Raw genomic sequence first — 22019 nt, forward strand, 5'->3', positions numbered from 1 at the left:
AGGGATTCGAAGCGCAGCCCCACCGGGGCGAGCATCGGAATCCCGCAGTCCGGACGCCGGCGGCTCAAGAACCCTACCTCGCAAAACCGAGACGGCAGGGCTCCGAGCTTGCAGATATCAGGGTTCTTTAACCGCCAAGGCAGCCCTGCGCCATTCCGATGCTCGCCCCAATGGGGCTGCGCTTCGGATGGCTCCGGGCCGCCTCGGCTGGCAGTCGCCTAGTGCATTGGTTTCAGCCCCCTTCATGGGCAGATGCCTTGAGCCGGTGGCGGGGCGGAGGGATCCGAAGCGCAGCCCCACCGGGGCGAGCATCGGAATCCCGCAGGCCGGACGCCGGCGACTCAAGAACCCTGCTTCACAATACCGAAGTGCGATCCGGATTTTCCTCATCCGAACGCCCCAGGACTCGCACGGATTTTTTTGACAGAACATAAATTTTTTTCTCTTTTCGCAGACGAGAGTTTGCGAACATGCGCCTAGAGCTTTCAAGCCATAAGAACGCATCGGGAGACAACAATGTTCTGTAAGAATGCCGCGCGCAAGCGCATTCACATCGCCGTGGCCGCCTTCATCGCGGCAGCCGCCTTCACCGTTCCTGGCCATGCCTACGCACAGGGCGCCGATAGCTATCCCGGCAAGCCCATCCGCCTGATCATTCCGTACCCGCCGGGAGGCGCGACCGACGTGATCGGGCGCATCGTCGGCCAGCGCCTGAGCGAACAGATCGGCGGCCAGGTCGTGATCGAGAACCGGGGCGGAGCGGGCGGCAATATCGGAGCGGCCGAAGTGGCGCGTGCCCAGCCCGACGGCTACACATTGTTGATGGGGGCGCTGACTTCGCATTCGGTCATGGCGACCCTGGAGAAGGACACCATTCCCTACGATTTGCGCAAGGACTTCGCGCCCGCCGGAGTGGTCGGTTTCGTGCCGCTGGTGGCCGTGGTCAATCCCAAGCTGCCGATCAACTCGTTGGCCGATCTGGTGAGCTACGCCAAGGCGAATCCTGGAAAACTCAATTTCGCCTCGTCGGGAGCGGGCGCGCCGCAGCGCATGGCGATGGAACTCTTCAAGCAGATAGCAGGCGTCAACATCGTGCACGTGGCCTATCGCGGCAGCGGCCCGGCCATGACGGACCTGGTCGGCGGCCAGGTGGAGACGATGACAGAGACGGTGCCCGCCGCGATCTCCTTCATCAAGTCCGGCCAGTTGCGTCCGCTGGCCGTGCTGACGCCGCAGCGCGTTTCGATGTTGCCGGATATCCCCACCGCCGAGGAACAAGGCTTCAGCGGCTTCAACGTCAGTTCGCTCTTTGGCGTGATGGCGCCGGCCGGCACGCCGGCTCCCATCGTCGCCAAGATCAACAAGGCGCTGACCACGGCGCTGGCCAAGGACGATGCCAAGGCCCAGCTGTTGCAGCAAGGCGTCTACGCCGACGCGTTAGACGTCGAAGCCTCCAAGGCGCGCCTGAACGCTGAAATCGAGCAATGGGCCAAGGTCATCCGCGACGGCGGCATTACCGCAAATTAACTGGAAGCAGCTTGAACAAGATGAGCAAGAAAAACACCGAGGCGTCGCAGGGCGAGGCCGGCGGCCTGCGCAAAGGCCTAACCAGCTATGGCGACAGCGGCTTTTCGCTGTTCCTGCGCAAGGCCTTCATCAAGGGCGCGGGCTACACGGACGGCGCGCTGGACCGGCCGGTGATCGGCATCGCCAACACGGGCAGCGCCTACAACCCCTGCCACGGCAACGCGCCGCAGCTGCTGGAGGCCGTGAAGCGCGGCATCATGTTCGCCGGCGGGCTGCCGATGGACTTCCCGACCATCTCCATCCACGAGAGCTTTTCCTTTCCCACCAGCATGTACTTGCGCAACCTCATGTCCATGGACACCGAGGAGCTGATACGCGCCCAGCCCATGGATGCGGTGGTGCTGATAGGCGGATGCGACAAGACCGTGCCCGCCCAGCTCATGGGGGCCGCGTCGGCGGACATCCCGGCGATCCAGCTGGTGACGGGGTCGATGCTGACGGGTTCGCACCGTTCGGAACGGGTGGGCGCATGCACGGATTGCCGCCGGTACTGGGGCAAGTACCGCGCCGAAGAGATCGACGCTCAGGAGATCGCAGATGTCAACAACCAGCTCGTGGCCAGCGTGGGCACCTGTTCGGTCATGGGCACGGCAAGCACCATGGCCTGTATCGCCGAAGCGCTGGGCATGACCGTGCCTGGCGGCGCCACGCCGCCGGCCGTCACGGCGGACCGGATGCGTATCGCTGAACTCACGGGCACACAGGCCGTCGAGATCGCCAGGCAGCGCCTGTCGGTCTCGAAGATCCTGACCGCGGATTCCTTCGAGAATGCCATGCGCGTGCTGCTGGCCATCGGCGGGTCCACCAACGGCATCATCCACCTGATCGCCATCGCCGGCCGGCTGGGCCTGGACCTGGATCTGCAGGCGCTGGACCGCATGGGGCGCGAGACGCCCGTGCTGGTGGACCTGAAACCGTCGGGCCAGCACTACATGGAGGACTTCCACAAGGCGGGCGGCATGGCCACGCTGCTGCGCGAACTCAAGCCGCTGTTGAAGCTCGACGCGCTGACCGTGACCGGCAGGACGCTGGGCGAGGAGATCGAGCGCGCGGGGCCGGGGTTCCCGCAGACCGTGGTCAGGACCAGGCAGAATCCGATCTATCCGCAGGGCGGGATAGCGGTGCTGTCCGGCAACCTCGCGCCCGAGGGCGCCATCATCAAGCAGTCTTCCGCCAACGCCGGGCTGATGGAGCACGAAGGCCGCGCCGTGGTGTTCGAGAACGCCGAAGATCTGGCGGGCCGCATCGACGCCGCCGATCTGGACGTCACGCCGCAGGACATCCTGGTGCTGAAGAACATCGGTCCCAAGGGCGCGCCCGGCATGCCGGAGGCGGGCTACATCCCGATCCCCAAGAAACTGGCGTCGCAGGGGGTGAAGGACATCATCCGGATTTCGGACGGCCGCATGAGCGGCACCGCCTTTGGCACCATCGTGCTGCACGTCACGCCGGAAGCGGCCATAGGCGGGCCGCTGGCCTATGTCAGGAACGGCGACCGCATACGCCTGAGCGTGAGCCGGCGCGAGATCTCCCTGCTGGTGCCGGACGAAGAGCTGGACCGCCGCCGCCGCGAACAGCCGGTCACGCCGCCCACGGCCGAGCGTGGCTACAAGAAGCTCTTCCTCGATACGGTGACCCAGGCCGACAAGGGCGTGGATTTCGACTTCCTGCGCGGCGTGCCGGGCAAGTCGAAGTAGGGCTATGGCGTTGCCCGGCGTGCTTCCATGTTGCCGAAGAGGGTCCGGGCATCCTGGGAAATCGACGCGGCCATCTTGGCATGATGGCCGCGGGTATTCCAGATCAGGCCGTTCCGGCGCACGGGCGCGCGGTTGGGCAGCGGGATGCGCGCCACGTCGAGCGATTTCCACATGGACGACCAGTCCGGAATCAGCGCAACGCCCAGGCCTTCGTGCACCAGCGCGACGATGGCAAGCAGGCCGTCGATTTCCAGCCGCTGCTTGGGCCAGATCTGATGGTCGCGCAGATAGCGGTCGGCCAACTGGCCGCCGTAGATGTTGCGGTCATACCGTATGAAGGGTTGGGTCGACAGCAGGGTGTGGGCGTCCTGGTCCGCAAGATGGGACGGCGCCACCACGACCAGCGGCTCTTCCATGAACGGCTGCCAGAGACAGCTCTTGGGCACGGCGAACTGCGGTTCCACCACGATGGCAGCGTCCAGTTCGCCGCTGACCACCTTGCCGCACAGGTCGATGGAGCCGCCGGGCGTGACGAAGACGCAGGCGTCCGGATGCTTGCGGTACAGCGATTTCAGTATCGGCGGCAGCACGTTCGTCAACGCGGACACGAAACAGCCGATGCGGAATTCGCCCGGCTGGTCGCCGTCGACGGCCATGGCGCGCAGATCGCGGATATTGCGGATGGCCGCCTTGGTGCCTTCGAGGATGCGCATGCCGCTCTCGGTCGGCCGCACCGAACGCCCGGAGCGCTTGACCAGCGCCACGCCCAGGTCCATCTCCAACGCCTTGATGCGCGCGGCGATGGCGGCCGAGGTCAGATCGAGCTTGCGCGCCGCTTCGGCGAACGAACCGGCTTCGACGACCGCGACGAAGCTCTGCATGCACTTGATGTCCATGATGCGATGGGCCTATTGCCCTGAAAGGAGAAACTTCAGGTTGAAGATCGCACGAACCGCTACGAACCCGGCTGCGATGGTTGCAGGCTTATCGCGCCAATTTTTCGTATGTTATAGCGTCGAGGTTGAAATCCATGATCGAGCATGAACTGGCCCAAGCGCGCCAGGCAGCAGCAAATGGCCCCGGCAAGGGGGACGGCAGGTTTCCCCCTCTGCTCAAGGTAGGGGTTTTTCCCGAGTCGGTGGAAGCGCAGTTCCGTTCGAGGTTCACGTTGATCGACGAGGAGGCGCTGCAAAACGATCCCGCGCAGGCCGAGGCGATCGGCGGCATCGTCACGCGCTCGAACTACCGGATTCCCGCCGAGCTGATGGATCGCTTGCCTGGGCTGCGCATCATCGCCACCAACGGCGTCGGCTACGACGGCATCGCGCTGGACCGCGCGCGTGAAAAGAACATCGTCGTGACCAACACGCCGGACGTGTTGAACAAGGCCGTGGCCGAATTGGCGGTGGGGCTGTTGCTCGCCCTGCTGCGCAAGCTGCCTGCGGCCGACAGCTTTGTGCGCGCGGGCGCATGGGAAGCCTCGCCCTTTCCGTTGGGGGCGAGCCTGGCGGGCAGGAAGGTCGGCATCGTCGGTTTAGGGCGCATCGGCAAAGAGATCGTCCAGCGGCTCGTGCCGTTTGAAGTGGACCTCAGCTACTTCGGCCGCACGCGCCAGGAGGCGCCGTGGCGGCATTTTGATTCTCTGCCTGCCATGGCCAGCCATGTGGACGTGCTGGTCCTGTCGTGCCCCGGCGGGGCGGCGACGCACCATATCGTCGACGCCGCCGTGTTGAGTGCGCTGGGGCCGGAGGGGCTGGTCGTCAACGTCGCCCGCGGCTCGGTGATCAACGAGGCCGACCTGTGCCATGCGCTGGCCAACGGCATCATCCAGGGCGCCGCGCTGGACGTCTTCGAAAGCGAGCCGTTGGGCGAGAGCCCGCTGCGGCACCTGTCCAACGTGATCCTGGCGCCCCATATCGGCAGCGCCACGCACGAAACTCGCCGCCAGATGGCGGAGCTGGCGATACGGAACCTGGTGTCGTTCTTTACGACGGGGAGGGCAGTTACGCCAGTGGCGTAGCTGGACGTTGGGCTGCCCGCTAGAACCACACCGTGGCAATCAACAGCGCGCAGCCCGCCGTCGCGGTGGCTGCCATGATGACGGCCAGGCGCAAGGCGATCTTGCGTTCCTTGCGGCCGACGTTGGGGTTGCCGACGTTGGCGGAGCGCAGTTGTTCCCAGGTCCACGCGGCGCCCGCTTCGCGGCTTTGCAAGGCCGAGGCGGCGTTCGCCGTGGAGCGGGAAATGCGAGTGAGCCGCAGCGCCGGATAGGCCAGCAGCAGCCCGGCCAGGAACAAAGCGCAGGCGCTGATTGCGCCCGCCGTGAAGGCCGAGCTGTCGCGCGCGGCGAACAGGATAAGGGACGCCGCCAGGCCGATGAGGTTCAAGCCGGCCAAGGCTTTCAGCGCCTGGACTCCCCAGGGGCCAGTGGCTTCCTCGGTGAAGTCTCCGACCGAGCGCCAGTAAGCGGCGTCGTTGGAAGCGGCCTGGAAAAAGAAGGCGAGATCCCTCAGGAGCACGTCGCCTTGCCTGTCGTCGGGGCTCGTGTCCCGATGCCATTGGGTGGCGAACTTCCGGCTTCGATCGGCGTCCGCGTGATGCGCGCGGGCCCAGTTCTCTGCCAGACGTACCGCCGCTTCGACGGTAAGAGCCCCCGCGGGTCTTGCACTGTCTTTCATCTTTTTCATCCCCATATATGGGACATTGTACTAGGCCTGCGTGGGGGCGAGTTGATGCAAGACAGGAGGGCGATGCGCCGCGGAGATCAAGGCAGGGCGGCGCCCGGACCTGGGGCAGGCCGGGAGAAACACACTTCGAGCAGACTGTTGCTGCGCAATTTGATGGTGACGTCCATTGGTTGCCTGCCCGGGGCGGTGGCTGCAAGCAGTCCGAGGCCCAGGGCGCCGATCCAGGCGGGAAGAAAACTGGCCAGATCCCAACCCGTGATGCCGGTGTTGTAGGGCTGCTTGAGCACCCGAGCGGTCAGTCCGTGTTCATGGCAGAACGCCTGCATCGCCGCGGCGGTTTGATCGATGTCGACGATGTCCTCAAGAAAGAACGGCTCCTGCGCCAGCATCAGGCGGACAAGTTCACCAGCAGGCAGGCGGTTCTCGAAGTAGGTGCGTACCGTGGACATATGGCGGGTTCCGGGCGTGAGCAAATCGTCATGTGCCGGTGGCTGGAAGGCAAGCATGCCAGTCTTGGGGAAATAGTCTATGCCAAATCCCCCCGCTGTTACGGTCCCGATTCACCGCCTCTGTGTCTGGCGGGCCACACGCTGGCCCCGCAAACTTTACAGGTCGCCGCGCAGTCCGCACGGTTTGAGAGGACGTTCCATGCGCTACCGTTATGTCACCGCCGATGTGTTCACCAGCCAAGCGTACGGCGGCAATCCGCTGGCCGTCGTGTTCGACGCCCAGGGGCTGAGCGCGGCGCAGATGCAGCGCATCGCGCGCGAGTTCAACTATTCCGAAACCAGCTTTGTGCTGCCGCCGCGGGATCCGGCCCATACCGCTTGGGTGCGTATCTTCACGCCCGACCGCGAAGTGCCGTTCGCGGGGCATCCCAACGTCGGTACGGCCGTGGTGCTGGCACGAGAAATGGCTGCCTCCGGCCGGACTGTGCCGGAAACCTTTGTGTTCGAGGAAGAGGCGGGACTGGTGCGCATTGCGCTGCGCACGGGCGCAAGCGGCTCGGCCGGTGCGCAGCTGCTTGCGCCGCAACCGCTGTCGCGCGCCAGCGAGGCGCCGGCCGCCGCGGTCGCGCGGGCCTTGAGCCTGGAGCCTGCGGACATCGATAGCTCCACGCATGCGCCGCAGGTGGCGTCGGTAGGCCTGATCTTCCTGGTGGTGCAATTGGCCAGCCGCGACGCCTTGCGCCGGGCCGTGCCAGACCCGGCAGGCTACGCGGCCTTGCTGCCGCTGGACGGCGCAAAGTCCATCTATGCCTACACCACCGATACGGGCGCGGGTGCACAGGCGGATGTCCAGGCTCGCATGTTCACGGGTCGCATGACCGAAGACCCCGCGACCGGCAGCGCGACGGCGGCCATGACAGCCTTGCGCACGGCCCAGGGCGGCGCGGGCGCGCTGCGCCTGCGGGTGGAACAGGGCGTGGACATGGGACGCGCCAGCGTGCTGCTGGCCCACGCCGAACCGCGCGCAGATGGCGTCTGGGCGGGTGTGGCGGGAGAGGCCGTGGTGGTGATGGAAGGTACGCTGGCGGCGCCTGATGTGTCTTGAGCCTGGCGGCTCCACGTGGCCTCGTGTATGCTGACCGCATGAACGCACCGCATTTCGCGCCGATCTCCGGCGCAACCTGCCGACGAATCGCTCAACGTTTACGTTGAGTGGCCAGTCACGTCCAGGCGCCGAACCCTCGGCGCCTATCCCTGAAAGCCACGATACTCCTCGTGGCTTTTCTGTTTCTGGCTGGTCCCGCTGTCGAGGCGTATCGCAAGGCTTTCGTTGCCATCCTTGAAGGAACGAAGCATGAGTGCGCAAGACCTCGCCATCCGGCCCTACCATTCGACCGATGAAGCCGCGATCATCCAGCTGTGGCATGACTGCGGCCTGACCCGCCCATGGAACGATCCGCGCAAGGACATCGAGCGCAAGCTTGCGGTGCAGGCGGATCTGTTCCTGGTGGGAGAGGCGGACGGCGCGATCGTCGCGACGCTGATGGGCGGCTATGACGGCCATCGCGCCTGGATCAACTACCTGGCGGTCTCGCCCGCGCATCAGCGCCGCGGCCACGCGACCGCGCTGATGCAGGCAGTCGAACGCAGGTTGCTGGAAATGGGCTGCCCCAAGATCAATCTGCTGATCCGGTCCGGCAATGCCGCGGTGAAGGATTTCTACGCGACCCTGGGCTTTCAGCAGGACGAGGTCATCAGCCTGGGCAAGCGCCTGATTCCGGACCTTTGACGGCACCGGACCAGGCGCGCGCGGCAGCGATCAGATCGCCACGGTCAGGTATACCGCTTCGCGGCCCACGATGGGCATGCGGGTGGGCATGAAGATGGTGCAGTCATCGCAGGGCGAACGGATTTCCTCGGTGCCGTTCATGGCGATGAGTTCACCCTTGGCGAAGGTCTCGAAGCCGATCACTGGGCGCGTGAAGGTGAAGTCCTCGGACTTCACCATATGCACTTCGAGCAGGCGGTAGCGCTGCGGCGCGGGCGGGGGCGGCGTGCCGGCAGGCATGTCGATCAGGCCCGTGTGCGCCAGGAAGCGCAGCGTGACGTCCGTGGCCAGGTCGGCGGCGGATTGCGCGAAGTGCTGGCCGCATTCGACCACCAGCGATCCGCTGCTGTCGGAGTGCGGATCGCCATGGCGGCCGTAGCCCATGACGCCGGTGCCAGGAAAAAGGTCGGGCGGCATCACCAGATGCACCTGCGGCACGCCGACGGCGCTGGCCAGCGCCGTGTTGCGGTCCATCTCGGTGTAGACCCAGAAGGGCTGCACCGGCGCACGCGTGGAGTGGATGTCGAGCACGAAGTCTGCAGCGTCGAGCACCGGACGCAGCTCGCGGGCGCGGCGCAGTTCGGGGCTGTCTTCCGGGCCGTCCAGCATGGCTGCCGACCAGATGCGGTTCAGGTTGTGGACGAGCTGGCGGTTCTCGTAGGGGTTTTCGATATCGAAGGCTTCATAGGCTTCGACGTGCGCGAAGCTGACGGTGAGCGTGCCGATCTTGGGGCGCACGCCGCTGTCCAGCAGATGGGTCGCGGCCACCATGCCGCAGATTTCGTTGCCGTGCGTGATGGCGTTGATCAGCACGTGCGGGCCGGGGCGGCCAGACTCGAAACGGTGCACGTAGGGAATGCCGACATTGCCCTCGCGGTAGGCCGAGAGATCGCGCGGCAGGACTTCGAGCGGAGCGGTGTCGGGTTCGAAAGCGGGATTTTTCATGGGAGTAGGGCCTATTCAGGACGGATGCCGGCGCGGTCGATCAGGTCTTTGTACAACGCCAGGCGCTCGGACATCATGGCGGTGAACTGCTGCGGAGTCTGGTTCTCGGGGGGCAGCGCGCCGGCCTTTTCCAGGGATTGCGGCATGCCGTCCTCGGTGGCGGCGGTGCGCACGGCGGCCAGCAGCTTCTGGACGATGTCGGGCGGCGTGCCGGCGGGCGCGGCCAGGCCGATCCACGACATGGAGTTGAGCACGGGATAGCCCAGTTCCTCGAAGGTCGGCACGTCGGGCAGGGAGTCCAGGCGCTTGGGGGCGGCCACCGCCAGCGCGCGCATCTTGCCGACCTGGATGTGGGGCAGGAAGGGCGCCAGGTTGTCCAGCGCGAACTGCGCCTGGTCGGACAGCAGCGCGTTGATCAGCGGTGCGCCGCCGCGATAGGGCACGTGCACGGCCTGCAACTGCAAGGTGTTCTTCAGCAGTTCGGCGTTGAGCTGACCCATGCTGCCGATGCCCGCGGTGGCATAGTGCAGCTGGTCGGGGCGCGCCTTCAGCAGCGCCACGAATTCCGCCAGGTTGCGGGCCGGCACGGCGGCGTTGGTCACCAGCACATTGGGCGTGCGCGACAGCTGCGAGATCGAGACGAAGTCCTTGATCGGGTCGTAGCCCAGGTCGTTGCGCATCAGCGGGTTGGCCAGGTGCGAGCTTTGCGAGGACGCGACCAAGGTGTAGCCGTCCGGCGTGGCGCGCGCGACGCGCTTGCTGCCGATGGCGCCGCCCGCACCGTCGCGGTTCTCGATGATGACGCTGGTACCCAGCGCCTTGCCCAGGGCGTCCGCGTACAGCCGGCCGATCAGGTCGACGGAGCCGCCCGCAGGAAAGGGGACGACCAGCGTGATGGGGCGCGAAGGATAGGCGTCGGCGCGCGCGGCCAGCGGCAGCAAGGCGGCGCCCAGGCCGGCCAGGACCAGGCTGCGGCGGGTCATGGACGGCCCCTGGGGGTGATGCTTCATGGAACTCTCTTGTGATGTCTGCGGGTTTGGTCTAATTTGCAATGAAAATTGCAGGCTGCAATATAAGATGCAATGTGTGTTGTGAGATTTGGGGTTATCACCTAGGGCCATGCAAGGATGAACCTGCACCAACGTATCGCCGGCTACGGCCGCAAGCTCAGCAAGAGCGAACAAATGCTGGTCGAGGAAATGCAGGCGCGCTATCCGCAGAGCTTGCTGGAATCGGCGACGGCGCTGGCCAGGCAGGTCGGCACCAGCGCTTCCACCGTGGTGCGCCTGTTGGCCAAGCTCGGCTACGAAAGCTATGCGCAGGCGCAGATGGAGGCGCGCGCGGAGGTGACGGCGCGCCTGGCCTCGCCCGGCGAACGCGCGGACGCGGTGGGCGCCGACAAGCCGTCGCCGCGCGCCTGCCTGCACAACGCCTTGCTGCACGACCAGCACAACCTGAAGGAGACTTACGCGTCGATCGACGTGGCGGCTTTCGAGGCCGCCGTGCGGCTGCTGACGCAGCGCAAGGGGCGGGTGCACGTGCTGGGGCTGCGCCAGGCCGCGCCGCTGGCCAGCCACGTGGCCTTGTACCTGAACCTGTGCCTGCCTTCGGTCAGGCCCATGGTCGCCGCCGGTCCGTTGTTCCTGGAAGACCAGTTGCTCTGGATCGACGAGGCCGACGTGCTGCTGGCGTTTACCTTCAGGCGCTATTCAGTTGCCGCGGCCAAGGCGGTGCAGTACTTCCGGCAGCGCGGCGGCAAGGTGATCCTGATCACCGATTCGGCGTCGGCGCCCGCTGCGGCGTCGGCACACCACGTGCTGATCGCGCGCAGCTCCAGCGCATCGCCTTTCGATTCCTACACCGCGGCCTTTTCCGTCTGCAATGCCTTGCTCGCGGCGGTGGCGCAGCGCAGCAAACAGGCCTTGGGCGCGGCGTTGGAGCGCGGCGAAGGCTTGTGGGATGCGCAATGGATACGCCCGCCGGGCGGCTGAAAGACGCGGCCCGCACCGTTGTGCGCGGCGAGTGCCAAAGGCCTGGATTCGGACCGATTTTCGGCCATTTGGAGGCGCGGCAAGATGCGTTCGCACTACCTGCTCTAGTACTCCATAACTCCTTGAAAACATTGCTTTTCAAGCCAAAAATTTTTTGGCATATTGCGGCCGGGAAAAGCAATTTCGAGGAGCAAGGAATGGGCGCGTGGCCACAGCGTCATATTGATGGATTCGAGGTGGAATGCCAGGTCATCCGGCTGGATACCGGCATGTTGGCGATCGAGGTTGCGGTATGCCGCAGGGTGGCAGGCGAATTCGAGCGCCGCTGGTCGCTGCCGCGCTTCGTGACCTTCGAGGATCCCGGGACGGCCAGACGCCATGCCGAACTGGTGCTGTCCGGCATCGTGTCGGTGGATGAAGCCACGGGTGAACCGCGCTACGGCATCCTGTAGCGGCGGGCCCGACCCGCGGCGGCAGGCAGGTTTTTGTTTCTTTTCACACAATCGCATGCTTTGCGCTGGCGGATTTGCCCGGTACATTGGTGTAGGGTGACAACAACAAAGGAGAGTTCCATGTTTGATACTTTTCCTGTCTTGCGCCGCGCTGGCCTGGCCGCCGCGGCGATCGGTGTGGCCGGCCTGATGTTTACCGGCTGCACCACCACCAGTCCCAAATCCTCGGCAACCGCGACTGAACAGCGCCAATCGCTGAACAGTGCGGCCGACGCCACCTTGGGCAAGCTCTATCAAGCCTCGCCGCAGTCCAGGGAACTGGTCGCGCGCGCCCGGGGCGTGCTGATCTTTCCCGATGTGTTGAGCGGCAGCTTCATCATCGGCGCCGAACATGGCAAGGGCGTGCTGCGCGTCGGCAGCTCCACCGCTGGCTACTACAGCACCACGGCGGGTTCCGTCGGCTTCCAAGCGGGCGCGCAGTCCAAGGCGATGGTGCTGTTGTTCATGACGGACGAGGCGCTTGCCAAGTTCCGCAACAGCAGCGGCTGGACCGTGGGCGCCGACGCGACGGTCGCGGTCGTCAACGTGGGCGCCAATGGCCGCATCGACACCAACACGGCGCAGCAGCCCATTGTCGGTTTCGTGATGAACAACGGCGGCCTGATGGCAGGCGTGTCCCTGGCTGGCACCAAGATCTCCAAACTGGATCTTTGAGCTGCCTGCCAAGCAAAACGCCGCGGATGGTCTCCGCGGCGTTTTTGTTTGGCGCGGCAGCCGGCGCTTCAGCCCATGAGCGTATCGCCGTTGTTGCGCACCGAACTCTCGCGCTGCATTTCGGCAGCTTCGATGTCCGGGTCCAGGCCGCGCCAGCGTTTGATGCGGCCGCGATCCTGCTCGGGCTCCCAGCCGAGCAGGCCGTAGCGCGTGATTTCGGTTTGACCCGTTTCGAATTCCACTTCGAAGTAGCCCTGACGATCGGGTAGCGTGCCGCCGGGGAACCAGTCGGTTTCAGGCATGGTGTTCTCCTTGCTAGGCGATGGGAGGGGCGCCGGCGCGGGGCGCGGCGCTTTCATTGTGGAGGGGCGTCGCGGATCCCGCAAGTTGCCGCCGCGGGCCTCACGCGAGCGGGACGGCAGTGGTGTACAGCACCTGCTTCAAGGCAAAGCTGGAACGGATGCTGGCTACGCCGGGGATGCGGGTGATGTGTTCGACGATCAGCCGCTCCAGTGCGTCCACGTCGGGCACCAGGGCGCGTATCAGGTAGTCGGCGTCGCCTGACATGAGGTAGCACTCCATGATTTCCGGGAGGACCGCGATCTCGCGTTCGAACACGTCCAGCGCCGCCTTGCGCTGCTTGTCCAGCGAGATCTGGATGAACACGTTGACCTTCAGGCCCAGCTTGCGGGCATTGAGCAAGGTGACGCGGCGGTCGATCAGGCCCTCGGTTTCGAGCCGGCGCACGCGCGCCAGACAGGGCGAGGCGGACAGGTTCACGCGCGCGGCGAGCTCGACATTGGTCAGCCGCGCATCGCGTTGGAGTTCGTTGAGGATACGGATGTCGGTGGCATCCAGGTTGATTTCCGGCATAAGTCACCCAGGTATGGTCATTCAGCAATTCATGTGTGCTGAGTATGACGGGTATCGCCCTTGAATGCAGTGAAATATGCTGGGGTTAACCCTATAGACTATTCCATCGTTTGGCAATTGTGCCAAAGCGCGGAATATTCAAGCAGTAGATTGGGCAGTAATGAGTCAGCAGAGCACGTTGGGCAGGTTTTTGCCGCTGGTCGGCGCGGTAGCCATCTGGGGCGGCAATTGGCCCGTCATGAAGCTGGGGCTGACGCACATGAGCCCGCTCTGGCTGGCCGCCAGCCGCTTCGGCTCGGCCGCGCTGATCAGCGCGCTGGTGCTGGGCATGCTGGGCCGCCTGCGCCTGCCCACGCGGCAGGAAATGCCGCTGGTGGCCGGCGTGGCGTTGCTGCAGATGGGCGCGTTCACGGCGCTGGCGCTGTGGGCGATGCAATACGTGGCGCCGGGGCGCGCGTCCGTGATCGCCTACGCCACTTCCATCTGGGTCATTCCGCTGTCCTCGCTGATCCTGAAGGAACGCCTGTCGATGGCGCAATGGCTCGCGACGGCGCTGAGCTATGCCGGCATCGCCGTCATCGTCGCGCCCGCGTTCAGCCCCTGGCAGGCGCACACGGTGGTCGGCCTGGCGATGCTGCTGGGCGCGTCCTTTGCATGGGCCTGCAACATCATCCAGTTGCGCGGCTACCGGCATATCCGTCTGGGCGCGGACATGATTCCCTGGCAGACCGCCATCGCGGCGCTGCCGCTGGCCGCGCTGGCGTGGATGCGCGATGGCGCGCCCGTCTTCCTGGCGCAGCCCGAGGCATGGCCGGTGATCCTGTACACCGGCCCGCTGGCTACCGCGCTGACCTTTATTGTGGTGCTGGGCATGACGCAGAAGATGCCGCCGGTGGCGACCTCGATCGCCATGCTGTGCGTGCCGGTGATCGGGCTGATCGTGTCCTCGCTGGTATTCCAGGAGCGCATCTCGGCCGACCTGGCGCTGGGCCTGGCCCTGATCGGCGCCAGCGTGGCGGCGTCGGCGGCGGCGACGCGCCTGAAGCGGCCTTTGGCGCTGCGCGCTTCGTAGTCCGCCTGCACGCCGCCGCCGCGAAACCAGCCAGCGATGCGGTCTAGAATGTCGAGCGCCGGAACCGTTCCGGCTTCTCTTGCAGGCATGCGGCGGGTATGGATTCCTTATATGTGCTGGTCGCGGCGGGCGCCATGGCCGCCGGGTTCGTGCAGGGCCTCTCGGGCTTCGGCTTCGGCATGGTGGCCATGTCGTTCTGGGCCTGGACGATAGATCCGAAACTCGCTGCCGCCATGGTGGTGTTCGGCTCGCTGACTGGCCAGTTGCTGGCCGCCTTTACCATGCGCCGCGGATTCGCGGCGGTGCATCTGCTGCCCTTCGTGGCAGGCGGATTGCTGGGGATGCCGTTGGGCGTCAAGCTGTTGCCATACCTGGATCCGCTGATGTTCAAAGCGCTGGTGGGCGGGCTGCTGGTGGTTTGGTGTCCAGTGATGCTGTTCGCGACGCGCTTGCCTCCCATCAAGGCGGGGGGGCGATTGGCCGATGGGGTGGTGGGCGCGATGGGCGGCGTCATGGGCGGCATAGGCGGATTCACCGGCGTCATTCCTACCTTGTGGTGCACCTTGCGCCGCTTTGACCGCGACGTACAGCGCGCGGTGATCCAGAACTTCAACCTGTCGATGCTGGTTGTGACGATGGCGAGCTATGTCTACACCGGTGTGGTGACGCGCGACATGCTGCCGCTGTTCGCGGTGATCGTGCCGGCGATGCTGGTGCCAACCTTATGGGGCACGCGCGTGTACGTGGGCATCAGCGACGTGTCGTTTCGCCGCATCGTGCTGGGCCTGCTCACCGTGTCGGGCGTGGCGCTGCTGGCGTCATCCTTGCCCAAGCTGCTTGCCTAGCGTCCTTGACCGGTCATCGGGGCGGGACCGGCGACATGCTATCGTTGGGTATTCAAGAGAGAATCACCGCATGGCATTGCACCGTTTCGAGAAAGGCGAGTTGGGACATTGGCTGCGCATCGTGGCCGACAATTGCGCGCCCGGCGCCGTCCAGACCGAAGTGCCCGCGCACGTCGCGCAGGCGCTGGAGACGCTGCGTTGCATTGCAGCCGACGCCGACGGCCGCTGGCTCATCACCGAGAAGGGCAAGCTCGCCCTGCGCATGGAAGAGCCAGGCGCCATCCACTTGCGCTGACCCGCGAAATCCGATTATGTCGACAGCAGCGGCCCGGGGCCGCTCTCCGCGTTTCGCTGCGTCTTGACCGTTTGGCGCGGGAATTTCCACACAATTTGCGAATGTTTTCGCAGTATTTCGCGAGTTCGCGACCACTAGGGCCGTGCTACGGGAATTTCCTGAGACGGAATGCGCGATTTGGCTGCTTTTCGACGTATCGCAGGCCACGAGTCGCCAGTAAGATGAACTTGCGTGACGTTTGCAGGTCTATTCATTTGCGCGGGGATTCTGCCCCCGCAACGTCACGCGTGGTTCACGCGTTTAGGTAACCGACTGGGAGGTAGCACATGCAGCATCGTGACCAGGAAGTTCTGATCGACGTTTCCACAGCGGCCATGGATACCGGCGGATATGGCGTACTGCTGACGGTTACGGCCGAGGGCGGCACCGAAGTGGATGCCGCGTTTTCCCACTTGGGCAACTGCGCTTCGTTGGACGAAGCACGCGATCGCGCGGAAGTATTCGCGCAGAACTGGGTAGAGGAAAACATCTTCCGATAGGGCGCCCCGCCCTGGACGGAGCTGATTGGCTGGACCGGTCTGTGTGAGCATGACGCTTCGGAGAATACTCAAAGGTTTGCGACGAAAATTTCGGTTATCGTTGCTGCTCCAAAATCTGGGGCCCTCAGTGGGTATGCGCCGTTCCAAGATGACTGCCGCACAGACCAACTCTTCACTTGCGGAACACATCCGCGCATTCCGCGACCATTTTGATTCCGTTGTCCTGCCTCTTTGGATGGGGCAGGGTTTCAATGGCGCGCTGGGTCTGCCTTTTGAATCGCTGGACGCAGCTACCGGCCGCCCGCTGCCGGCTGAGCGCTACCGCGCCATGGCTTGCGCGCGCCAGCTCTACGTTTTTTCAGAAGCGTCTGGCGCCGCCGCGCGCGCGCATGCCGATGTGCTGTTCGAATCGCTGCGCCGCGTATTCCGCGACGAGTCCCATGGCGGATGGCGCTACAGCGTGGACGCCGCTGCACATGCGCTGGACGACACGCAGGACCTGTACACCCACGCGTTCATCGTGCTGGCCTGCGCCGCCTATTTCCGCCGCAGCCGCAATGCCGATGCGCGCAAGCTCATGTTGTCGACGTCGTCGACCATCGAGGCGCGCTTCAAGACTGCCGACGGGCTGTATCACGCGGCGCTCAGCGCCGACCTGAGCCAGCCGCTGCGCCCGCCCGCGCAGAATCCCATGATGCATCTGACCGAGGCATATCTGGCCGCGGCCCAGGTCGCGGAGCCGGCGCTGTACGCGCAGCGTCTGCGCGGCCTGGCGCAAGGCATCAGCCATTTTTTCGTGCATGCGGCCTCCCAGTGCATCTCGGAACAGCGGCAGGGTACGGCCGGCAACCGGCTGGAGCCCGGGCATCAGTTCGAGTGGCTGTCGCTGGTGCAAGGCTCGGCCGAGGTTTTCGACGGCCTGGAGCTGACGGAGTCGCTGCCGCGCGCGGTGCGCTGGTCGCGCCGCCATGGCGTGGACGCGGGCGGGGTGGCGGCATCGCTGGACGAGTCCGGCGCCGTGATCGACGATACGCGCCGGATCTGGGCGCAGACCGAGTATTTGCGGGTGCTCGGCGTGCTGGGGGATCTGCCCGCGCTGGAGGCCGGCCTGGCCATGTTCCGCGCGCGTTTCCTGCACGCTGGCGGCTGGTACGAATGCCTGGACGCGGACGGGGCGGTGGTGCGCGCGGACATGCCTTCGACCTCCCCATACCACCTGGCTACCTGCCTGTCCGCCATGCCGACCGTTGTTTAATTGTGGCGTTAACAATTATTTTTGGATTTATCGTCATATATTGATAGAAAAGTATTGGTGGAATCCCTTACAATTTGGTTACTATGTTTGTAGGGAAGCATCAATGAGCGTTATGTGCCTGGCTTGCCAACGCATTAACCCTGGGCTTGCTGGCGTTGCGCCGCATGCCCATCTGGGGCATCAGGGATTCACCAACCCGACGCAGAAGGGCCGGGAAGAAAGCCGTGAAGACCACTTCCGCTGCCTGAATTGCGGGGCGAAATGGCTGCGTGAAACCGACAAGTGGGGCGTGGACCTGGGGTTCAAGCTCGCACCCTGAGCTATTCGCTGCGCCATCCAGACGGGCTCCTCAGGAGCCCGTTTTCATTTCGTCGCAGTTGTTCTCCGTCACACGAAACCACATGTTGCTTTCTGCCGCTCAACCCGGGCCGGCGGCCACCACGTCGGGATCCTGCCCGGCAGTCTCCAGCAGCCATAGCCGGAAGCAGGCCAGCGCATAGTGGTCGCGGCGCTGGGCCGGCGCGCATAAGTGATAGCCGCGGGCGATGCGTATGGGCAGGTCGGGAAACGGGGCCGCCACGCGTCCCGCCTGCAGGTCGTCGCGGACCAGGCAGCGCTGCAGCACGGCAATGCCCATGTCGGCCATGACGGCGCGGACCAGGATGGAAACCTGGTCGAAACCATTGGACAGCTGGACCGAGGCGCGCGGCACGCCAGCAGCGGCCAGCCACTGCATCCAGTTGTCCATGCCATTCGAGTGATACAGCAGCGGCTCCCCAAGCAGGCCGGCCGGGGTCTCCCAGAGTCCCTGCGCGCGCCGCGCCGCCAGCCGGGCGGGGTGGCAGATGACGACCAGTTCGCGCCCGATCACGTAATCCACCTGCCAGCCAGGCCATTGCTCGGGCAGGCCGGACAGGATGCTGGCATCGGGCGTCGCGCCCGAAAAGTCCTCGTTGCGGCGGTAGGCCGCGAAGCCGAGCTGGATATCCGGATGGCGCGCGTGAAAGTCGGACAGGCGGGGCACCAGCCAGGCGCTGGCCAGCGTCGGCACCGTCGACAGCGTCAGGCGCAGGCGGCGGTCGTTGGCGCGCAATCCGGCGCTGAGCGATTCGATCTGCTGCAGCGGGCCTTGCGTGCCGTCGTACAGGCGGCGTCCGGTTTCAGTCAGGGTCAGGCCATGGGCGTTGCGATGCATCAGCGGCTGGCCGAAATGCGCTTCCAGGCGGGAAATGGCGCGGCTGACGGCGCCCTGGGTGACGCACAAGACCTCCGCGGCGCGGGTGAAGCTGCCCAGGCGTGCCGCCGTCACGAAGGCGTGCAGTTCGGACATGGAGGGCGAGTGCAGTCGCATCTAGCATGACCATTGGTAATGAAGCCGTGCAATATAGTCGTTTGAAAGGGGATCGTAAAGTTCGGACACTGGCGGCCTTGTCGACTGACCTTCAACTTTCGGAGTCATCCCCATGTCCCGCCGCCTTCTGGGCCGATCCGCGCGCTTCGCGCTCGCCGGCATGTTCGCTACCCTGTCTTTCGCCGGCATCGCCCAAGCCGCCGACTATCCCGCCCGTCCCATCAAGCTGGTGGTGCCGTTCGCCGCCGGCGGTTCGACCGACATTGTGGCGCGCCTGGTGGCCGAGTACGCCGGCCGTGACCTGAAGCAGACCATCGTGGTCGAGAACAAGGCCGGCGCCGGCGGTTCCATGGGCATGGAGCAGGTGGCCCGCGCCACGCCCGACGGCTACACCATCGGCATGGCCACGATGAGCACGCATGGCTCGAATCCGGCCGTGTTCCGCAAGATGAACTACGACCCGGTGAAGGATTTCGTGCCGGTGGCCAACGTGGTCGCCGTGCCCAGCATCTTCGCGATCAACCCGGGTCTCCCGGCCAAGAACATGGCCGAGTTCGTGGCCCTGGCCAAGAAGCAGCCGGAACGCTATAGCTTCGCTTCGCCGGGCGTGGGTTCGCTGGGTCACGTGAACATCGAGAATTTCATGATGCTGTCCGGCATCAAGCTGCTGCACGTGCCGTACCGCGGCGCCGGTCCGGCGCTGAACGACGTGATGGGCGGCCAGGTGGACGCGATCACCGACAACCTGTCCTCGACCCTGCCGCAGGTGCAGGGCGGCAAGCTGCGCGCGCTGGCCGTGCTGGGCGCCGAACGCTCGCCGCTGTTGCCCGACGTGCCGACCTACATCGAGCTGGGCTACCCCGACATGGGCACGGGCGGCTGGTTCGGCCTGGTGGCGCCCGCCGGCACCCCGCCGGCCGTGATCGAGCGCCTGAACAAGGCGGTGCGCGCCGCCCAGGACGATCCGGAATTCCGCAAGAAGGCCGAGGAAGTGGGTGGTACGCTGGTGCGCACCACGCCCCAGGAATTCGAGGCGCAGATCCAGCAGGCCCTGGCGCGCTACGCCAAGGTCGCCAAGACTGCCAACATTCAGGCTGATTGACGATGACCCACGCCGACTTCGACGCTGTTTCCGTACACGAGCCCACCGGCCCGGCCTTGCCGCTGGTTTGCGATTCGCCGCATAGCGGCGAGCGCTATCCTGACGATTTCGGCGCCGCGGCCACCCTGGCGCAATTGCGCCAGGGCGAGGACACGCACGTGGACGCGTTGTGGTCGGCGGCGCCGGCCCTGGGCGCGACGCTGATTGCCGCGAACTTTCCGCGCGTCTATATCGATCCGAACCGCACGTTGCAGGACCTGGACCCGGAGCTGCTGGCGCAGCCCTGGCCCGAACCGCTGGACCCGGGCGAGAAGACGCGCCTGGGCAAGGGTCTGATCTGGCGCAGGATGGACAAGTCCACGCCGATCTACGATCGCAAGCTGACGCTGGCCGAAGTGCGCCACCGCATCCAGGCGTACTACGAGCCCTACCATGCTGCGCTGTCCCAGGCGATTCAGCAGGTGCGGCAGCGTTTTGGCGCGGTCTGGCATCTGAACCTGCATTCCATGCCCAACGATGCCTACGAGCGCCTGGGCCGCCAGAGCGAGCATCCGCTGGCGGACTTCGTGCTGGGCGACCGCGACGGCACGACCTGCGAACCCGAGTTCATCGCCCTGATCGAGACCGCCTTGCGCGACAAGGGTTACACCGTGGCGCGCAACGACCCCTACAAAGGCGTGCAGCTGATCGCGCAGATCGGCCAGCCGGCCTTGAACCGCCACAGCCTGCAGGTGGAAATCCGCCGTCCGCTGTACATGGACGAAGCCACGCGCGAGCGCAACTCGGGCTTTGCGCCGCTGCAGACCGACCTGTCCGACGTGCTGGCCCAGGTGGCGGCCTACGTGCGCGCGCGCCAGGCGGCGCCGGCTTAAGTTTCCCCGCGGCTGGCCGTAGTCGGTAACAAGGAACCGCGCTTTTTTTGGGCGCGGCCACACGGAACCGCAATGGCTGAGAAGATCATCAACGGATTTTCGGTGCTCGCGTACGCGACCCAACCCGAGGGGCGCGTGCCGCCGCGCGCTTTCATCGAAACGCGGCGGCTGCCGAAGAAAAAGAGCCAGGCCGAACTGGACGCGCAAGCCGCGCCCCAGGCTGATGCCTCAGCGCCGCCGGATGAAGCCGCGCAGCAGGAAGCCGAGCCCGACACCCAGGCTTTCGAGATCTTTATCAGCCGACGCTTCCGCAGCACGGTCGAGGCCATGTCGGCCGCGCGCAACGCGCTGGACCGCGTCAAGCTGGTCGATGAGGACGGCGTTCCGGACCACTTGCCCGAATAGTCCGGCCATGGGGCGGCAACGCGCCGCTCATATTGTTATCCCGCCTTTGTATTTGTCGAGCCCCAGAGCGCAGGCCGATGATGCCGCATGGCAAGCATCGCCATGTGGTCATTCCGGATAGACGTCGCGAACATTGGCCGCGGCGCTTGCCCGAACACATGCCAACCCCAAGCGAGGCAGTCAGAAAGAAAGCCTCAGGTCAGCGTGCTGCGCATCAGGATCTCGGTCAGCGCCCGCGTGGGCTTGTTGGGCGCGGGCGCCGAGATCACGATGAATTCCACCTGTGGCAGCGCGGGCAGCTGCGCGGCGCCCGCCGGAGCGGCAAGGCCCAGGGTGGACAGGTGCGAAGGCTGCACCGTGATGCCCAGGCCGGCGCGGGCGGCCGCCTGGCAGCCGGCGTAGCTGGTGCTGGTGCACACGATCTGCCAGCTGCGGCCGGCGCGGGCCAGGGCGTCCAGCGTCAGGCTGCGGGTCACGCTGGGTTCGCGCAGCAGGATCAGCGGCAGCGGTTCGCCGGGCGCCACGCGCAGGCCTTCCTTGGCCTGCCACAGCAGGGCTTCCTTGTGCAGGGTCTGGCCGCGGCGGTCGCCCTTGCGGCGCTTGCCTATCATGACGTCCAGGCCATTGTCGTCCAGCAGCTTGTAGAGCTCGCTGGTGACGCCGATGGTCAGGTCCAGTTCCACCTCGGGGTGGGCCAGCCGGAAGGCGGCCAGCACGTCTGGCAGCGGGCCCATCGCCAGGTCGTCCGAGGTGCCCAGGCGCACGCGCCCGCGCAGGCGGGGCGCGTCGAACAGGCGCTCGGCACGCTCGTGCGCGTCAAGGATGATCTGCGCATGCACCAGCAGGCTGCGGCCGTCGCTGGTGAGCGCGAGCGAGTGCGTGTCGCGCTGGAACAGGCGCCGGTTCAGGGCCTGTTCCAGCTGACGGATGTGCTCGCTGACCGTGGGCTGGGTCAGCCCCAGCCGCCGGGCGGTTTCGGTGAAGCTGGGCGCGGCGGCGGCAGCGGCGAAGGTCTTGAGCCACAGGGGATTGAGCATGGCGGCCTGGTCATAGGAAAGTC

Annotated in this window: 26 protein-coding genes; 17 read left to right on the forward strand and 9 right to left on the reverse strand. The window is 65.7% G+C overall.

Annotated features, from left to right (window positions below):
• Positions 1-516: 516 nt before the first annotated feature.
• Both N5C88_RS25210 and N5C88_RS25215 read left to right on the forward strand, forming a co-directional pair.
• The gene (locus tag N5C88_RS25210) at positions 517-1527 is read left to right on the forward strand and encodes a tripartite tricarboxylate transporter substrate binding protein (RefSeq protein WP_118933312.1); all 1011 of its coding nucleotides are present in this window, start codon (positions 517-519) and stop codon (positions 1525-1527) included.
• 20 nt (positions 1528-1547) lie between these two features.
• On the forward strand, positions 1548-3284 hold the full coding sequence (locus N5C88_RS25215) for a dihydroxy-acid dehydratase (RefSeq protein ID WP_280016458.1): 1737 nt from the start codon (positions 1548-1550) through the stop codon (positions 3282-3284).
• A 2-nt stretch (positions 3285-3286) separates the two neighbouring features.
• Here the strand turns inward: N5C88_RS25215 and N5C88_RS25220 are convergent, their stop codons facing one another.
• Positions 3287-4180, reverse strand: coding sequence for a LysR family transcriptional regulator (locus N5C88_RS25220; protein ID WP_059378420.1), 894 nt, complete (start codon positions 4178-4180; stop codon positions 3287-3289).
• Between the two features lie 134 nt (positions 4181-4314).
• Here N5C88_RS25220 and N5C88_RS25225 point away from each other — a divergent pair, with 134 nt between their 5' ends.
• Complete coding sequence (locus N5C88_RS25225; protein WP_280016459.1) at positions 4315-5304, forward strand: 2-hydroxyacid dehydrogenase; 990 nt, start codon at positions 4315-4317, stop codon at positions 5302-5304.
• Positions 5305-5323: 19 nt separating this feature from the next.
• Here the strand turns inward: N5C88_RS25225 and N5C88_RS25230 are convergent, their stop codons facing one another.
• Both N5C88_RS25230 and N5C88_RS25235 read right to left on the reverse strand, forming a co-directional pair.
• The gene (locus N5C88_RS25230; protein ID WP_187523997.1) at positions 5324-5962 is read right to left on the reverse strand and encodes a hypothetical protein; all 639 of its coding nucleotides are present in this window, start codon (positions 5960-5962) and stop codon (positions 5324-5326) included.
• A gap of 86 nt (positions 5963-6048) precedes the next feature.
• On the reverse strand, positions 6049-6477 hold the full coding sequence (locus tag N5C88_RS25235; RefSeq protein ID WP_280016460.1) for a hypothetical protein: 429 nt from the start codon (positions 6475-6477) through the stop codon (positions 6049-6051).
• 142 nt (positions 6478-6619) lie between these two features.
• Here N5C88_RS25235 and N5C88_RS25240 point away from each other — a divergent pair, with 142 nt between their 5' ends.
• Positions 6620-7525 (forward strand): PhzF family phenazine biosynthesis protein, encoded by a 906-nt coding sequence (locus tag N5C88_RS25240; protein ID WP_280016461.1) that lies wholly within the window; start codon positions 6620-6622, stop codon positions 7523-7525.
• Positions 7526-7774: 249 nt separating this feature from the next.
• Positions 7775-8209 (forward strand): GNAT family acetyltransferase, encoded by a 435-nt coding sequence (locus N5C88_RS25245; protein ID WP_059378415.1) that lies wholly within the window; start codon positions 7775-7777, stop codon positions 8207-8209.
• Positions 8210-8239: 30 nt separating this feature from the next.
• Here the strand turns inward: N5C88_RS25245 and N5C88_RS25250 are convergent, their stop codons facing one another.
• Complete coding sequence (locus tag N5C88_RS25250; RefSeq protein WP_054458229.1) at positions 8240-9193, reverse strand: succinylglutamate desuccinylase/aspartoacylase family protein; 954 nt, start codon at positions 9191-9193, stop codon at positions 8240-8242.
• Between the two features lie 11 nt (positions 9194-9204).
• The gene (locus tag N5C88_RS25255) at positions 9205-10203 is read right to left on the reverse strand and encodes a tripartite tricarboxylate transporter substrate-binding protein (protein WP_280016462.1); all 999 of its coding nucleotides are present in this window, start codon (positions 10201-10203) and stop codon (positions 9205-9207) included.
• 117 nt (positions 10204-10320) lie between these two features.
• Here N5C88_RS25255 and N5C88_RS25260 point away from each other — a divergent pair, with 117 nt between their 5' ends.
• The 3 genes from N5C88_RS25260 (at position 10321) to N5C88_RS25270 (ending at position 12350) form a co-directional block, all read left to right on the forward strand.
• On the forward strand, positions 10321-11184 hold the full coding sequence (locus N5C88_RS25260; protein ID WP_251880854.1) for a MurR/RpiR family transcriptional regulator: 864 nt from the start codon (positions 10321-10323) through the stop codon (positions 11182-11184).
• Entirely contained in the window at positions 11160-11636 is a 477-nt protein-coding gene (locus N5C88_RS25265; RefSeq protein WP_251880851.1) for a hypothetical protein, read from the forward strand. Before N5C88_RS25260 ends, N5C88_RS25265 begins: the two co-directional genes overlap by 25 nt.
• 120 nt (positions 11637-11756) lie before the next feature.
• Positions 11757-12350, forward strand: coding sequence for a YSC84-related protein (locus N5C88_RS25270; protein WP_059378409.1), 594 nt, complete (start codon positions 11757-11759; stop codon positions 12348-12350).
• Positions 12351-12418: 68 nt separating this feature from the next.
• On the opposite strand, the gene N5C88_RS25275 is transcribed toward N5C88_RS25270, so the two are convergent.
• Positions 12419-12652: a hypothetical protein gene (locus N5C88_RS25275; RefSeq protein WP_059378407.1), complete on the reverse strand. Its 234-nt coding sequence runs from the start codon at positions 12650-12652 to the stop codon at positions 12419-12421.
• A gap of 100 nt (positions 12653-12752) precedes the next feature.
• Positions 12753-13223 (reverse strand): Lrp/AsnC family transcriptional regulator, encoded by a 471-nt coding sequence (locus tag N5C88_RS25280; protein ID WP_006226939.1) that lies wholly within the window; start codon positions 13221-13223, stop codon positions 12753-12755.
• 160 nt (positions 13224-13383) lie between these two features.
• Here N5C88_RS25280 and N5C88_RS25285 point away from each other — a divergent pair, with 160 nt between their 5' ends.
• From N5C88_RS25285 to N5C88_RS25310, 6 genes are all read left to right on the forward strand, one after another.
• On the forward strand, positions 13384-14295 hold the full coding sequence (locus tag N5C88_RS25285; RefSeq protein WP_059378405.1) for a DMT family transporter: 912 nt from the start codon (positions 13384-13386) through the stop codon (positions 14293-14295).
• Between the two features lie 98 nt (positions 14296-14393).
• Entirely contained in the window at positions 14394-15140 is a 747-nt protein-coding gene (locus tag N5C88_RS25290; protein ID WP_280016463.1) for a sulfite exporter TauE/SafE family protein, read from the forward strand.
• Between the two features lie 70 nt (positions 15141-15210).
• Positions 15211-15435 carry a hypothetical protein gene (locus N5C88_RS25295; RefSeq protein ID WP_118933304.1) on the forward strand — a complete coding sequence of 75 codons (225 nt, stop codon included), beginning with the start codon at positions 15211-15213 and terminating at the stop codon, positions 15433-15435.
• 326 nt (positions 15436-15761) lie between these two features.
• Positions 15762-15974: a hypothetical protein gene (locus N5C88_RS25300; RefSeq protein ID WP_008159938.1), complete on the forward strand. Its 213-nt coding sequence runs from the start codon at positions 15762-15764 to the stop codon at positions 15972-15974.
• 148 nt (positions 15975-16122) lie between these two features.
• On the forward strand, positions 16123-17229 hold the full coding sequence (locus N5C88_RS25305) for an AGE family epimerase/isomerase (protein ID WP_280016464.1): 1107 nt from the start codon (positions 16123-16125) through the stop codon (positions 17227-17229).
• 103 nt (positions 17230-17332) lie between these two features.
• Entirely contained in the window at positions 17333-17548 is a 216-nt protein-coding gene (locus tag N5C88_RS25310; protein WP_042792993.1) for a hypothetical protein, read from the forward strand.
• 99 nt (positions 17549-17647) lie between these two features.
• Here N5C88_RS25310 and N5C88_RS25315 read toward each other — a convergent pair whose 3' ends face one another.
• The gene (locus tag N5C88_RS25315) at positions 17648-18580 is read right to left on the reverse strand and encodes a LysR substrate-binding domain-containing protein (RefSeq protein ID WP_118933303.1); all 933 of its coding nucleotides are present in this window, start codon (positions 18578-18580) and stop codon (positions 17648-17650) included.
• A gap of 112 nt (positions 18581-18692) precedes the next feature.
• On the opposite strand from N5C88_RS25315, the gene N5C88_RS25320 reads away from it, so the two are divergent.
• From N5C88_RS25320 to N5C88_RS25330, 3 genes are all read left to right on the forward strand, one after another.
• On the forward strand, positions 18693-19682 hold the full coding sequence (locus tag N5C88_RS25320; protein ID WP_054458219.1) for a tripartite tricarboxylate transporter substrate binding protein BugE: 990 nt from the start codon (positions 18693-18695) through the stop codon (positions 19680-19682).
• A gap of 2 nt (positions 19683-19684) precedes the next feature.
• Complete coding sequence (locus tag N5C88_RS25325; RefSeq protein ID WP_251880846.1) at positions 19685-20554, forward strand: N-formylglutamate amidohydrolase; 870 nt, start codon at positions 19685-19687, stop codon at positions 20552-20554.
• Positions 20555-20626: 72 nt separating this feature from the next.
• On the forward strand, positions 20627-20959 hold the full coding sequence (locus N5C88_RS25330; RefSeq protein ID WP_280016465.1) for a hypothetical protein: 333 nt from the start codon (positions 20627-20629) through the stop codon (positions 20957-20959).
• A gap of 194 nt (positions 20960-21153) precedes the next feature.
• On the opposite strand, the gene N5C88_RS25335 is transcribed toward N5C88_RS25330, so the two are convergent.
• Positions 21154-21996, reverse strand: a complete 843-nt coding sequence (locus N5C88_RS25335; protein ID WP_118933302.1) for a LysR family transcriptional regulator — start codon at positions 21994-21996, stop codon at positions 21154-21156.
• Positions 21997-22019 lie beyond the last annotated feature (23 nt).

The sequence above is a fragment of the Achromobacter sp. GD03932 genome, from assembly GCF_029839485.1.
In the GTDB taxonomy this organism is placed as follows: domain Bacteria; phylum Pseudomonadota; class Gammaproteobacteria; order Burkholderiales; family Burkholderiaceae_B; genus Achromobacter; species Achromobacter bronchisepticus_A.

What these genes read in the sequence shown, in the direction of transcription:
- N5C88_RS25280 (WP_006226939.1), bottom strand. Translation starts at nt 13,223, where the DNA reads ATGCCGGAAATCAACCTGGATGCCACCGACATCCGTATCCTCAACGAA.
- N5C88_RS25245 (WP_059378415.1), top strand. Translation starts at nt 7,775, where the DNA reads ATGAGTGCGCAAGACCTCGCCATCCGGCCCTACCATTCGACCGATGAA.
- N5C88_RS25275 (WP_059378407.1), bottom strand. Translation starts at nt 12,652, where the DNA reads ATGCCTGAAACCGACTGGTTCCCCGGCGGCACGCTACCCGATCGTCAG.
- N5C88_RS25300 (WP_008159938.1), top strand. Translation starts at nt 15,762, where the DNA reads ATGCAGCATCGTGACCAGGAAGTTCTGATCGACGTTTCCACAGCGGCC.
- N5C88_RS25295 (WP_118933304.1), top strand. Translation starts at nt 15,211, where the DNA reads ATGGCATTGCACCGTTTCGAGAAAGGCGAGTTGGGACATTGGCTGCGC.
- N5C88_RS25225 (WP_280016459.1), top strand. Translation starts at nt 4,315, where the DNA reads ATGATCGAGCATGAACTGGCCCAAGCGCGCCAGGCAGCAGCAAATGGC.
- N5C88_RS25215 (WP_280016458.1), top strand. Translation starts at nt 1,548, where the DNA reads ATGAGCAAGAAAAACACCGAGGCGTCGCAGGGCGAGGCCGGCGGCCTG.
- N5C88_RS25325 (WP_251880846.1), top strand. Translation starts at nt 19,685, where the DNA reads ATGACCCACGCCGACTTCGACGCTGTTTCCGTACACGAGCCCACCGGC.
- N5C88_RS25330 (WP_280016465.1), top strand. Translation starts at nt 20,627, where the DNA reads ATGGCTGAGAAGATCATCAACGGATTTTCGGTGCTCGCGTACGCGACC.
- N5C88_RS25315 (WP_118933303.1), bottom strand. Translation starts at nt 18,580, where the DNA reads ATGCGACTGCACTCGCCCTCCATGTCCGAACTGCACGCCTTCGTGACG.
- N5C88_RS25335 (WP_118933302.1), bottom strand. Translation starts at nt 21,996, where the DNA reads ATGCTCAATCCCCTGTGGCTCAAGACCTTCGCCGCTGCCGCCGCCGCG.
- N5C88_RS25310 (WP_042792993.1), top strand. Translation starts at nt 17,333, where the DNA reads ATGAGCGTTATGTGCCTGGCTTGCCAACGCATTAACCCTGGGCTTGCT.
- N5C88_RS25265 (WP_251880851.1), top strand. Translation starts at nt 11,160, where the DNA reads ATGGATACGCCCGCCGGGCGGCTGAAAGACGCGGCCCGCACCGTTGTG.
- N5C88_RS25255 (WP_280016462.1), bottom strand. Translation starts at nt 10,203, where the DNA reads ATGAAGCATCACCCCCAGGGGCCGTCCATGACCCGCCGCAGCCTGGTC.
- N5C88_RS25240 (WP_280016461.1), top strand. Translation starts at nt 6,620, where the DNA reads ATGCGCTACCGTTATGTCACCGCCGATGTGTTCACCAGCCAAGCGTAC.
- N5C88_RS25230 (WP_187523997.1), bottom strand. Translation starts at nt 5,962, where the DNA reads ATGAAAGACAGTGCAAGACCCGCGGGGGCTCTTACCGTCGAAGCGGCG.
- N5C88_RS25290 (WP_280016463.1), top strand. Translation starts at nt 14,394, where the DNA reads ATGGATTCCTTATATGTGCTGGTCGCGGCGGGCGCCATGGCCGCCGGG.
- N5C88_RS25320 (WP_054458219.1), top strand. Translation starts at nt 18,693, where the DNA reads ATGTCCCGCCGCCTTCTGGGCCGATCCGCGCGCTTCGCGCTCGCCGGC.
- N5C88_RS25220 (WP_059378420.1), bottom strand. Translation starts at nt 4,180, where the DNA reads ATGGACATCAAGTGCATGCAGAGCTTCGTCGCGGTCGTCGAAGCCGGT.
- N5C88_RS25235 (WP_280016460.1), bottom strand. Translation starts at nt 6,477, where the DNA reads ATGCTTGCCTTCCAGCCACCGGCACATGACGATTTGCTCACGCCCGGA.
- N5C88_RS25260 (WP_251880854.1), top strand. Translation starts at nt 10,321, where the DNA reads ATGAACCTGCACCAACGTATCGCCGGCTACGGCCGCAAGCTCAGCAAG.
- N5C88_RS25305 (WP_280016464.1), top strand. Translation starts at nt 16,123, where the DNA reads ATGACTGCCGCACAGACCAACTCTTCACTTGCGGAACACATCCGCGCA.
- N5C88_RS25285 (WP_059378405.1), top strand. Translation starts at nt 13,384, where the DNA reads ATGAGTCAGCAGAGCACGTTGGGCAGGTTTTTGCCGCTGGTCGGCGCG.
- N5C88_RS25210 (WP_118933312.1), top strand. Translation starts at nt 517, where the DNA reads ATGTTCTGTAAGAATGCCGCGCGCAAGCGCATTCACATCGCCGTGGCC.
- N5C88_RS25250 (WP_054458229.1), bottom strand. Translation starts at nt 9,193, where the DNA reads ATGAAAAATCCCGCTTTCGAACCCGACACCGCTCCGCTCGAAGTCCTG.
- N5C88_RS25270 (WP_059378409.1), top strand. Translation starts at nt 11,757, where the DNA reads ATGTTTGATACTTTTCCTGTCTTGCGCCGCGCTGGCCTGGCCGCCGCG.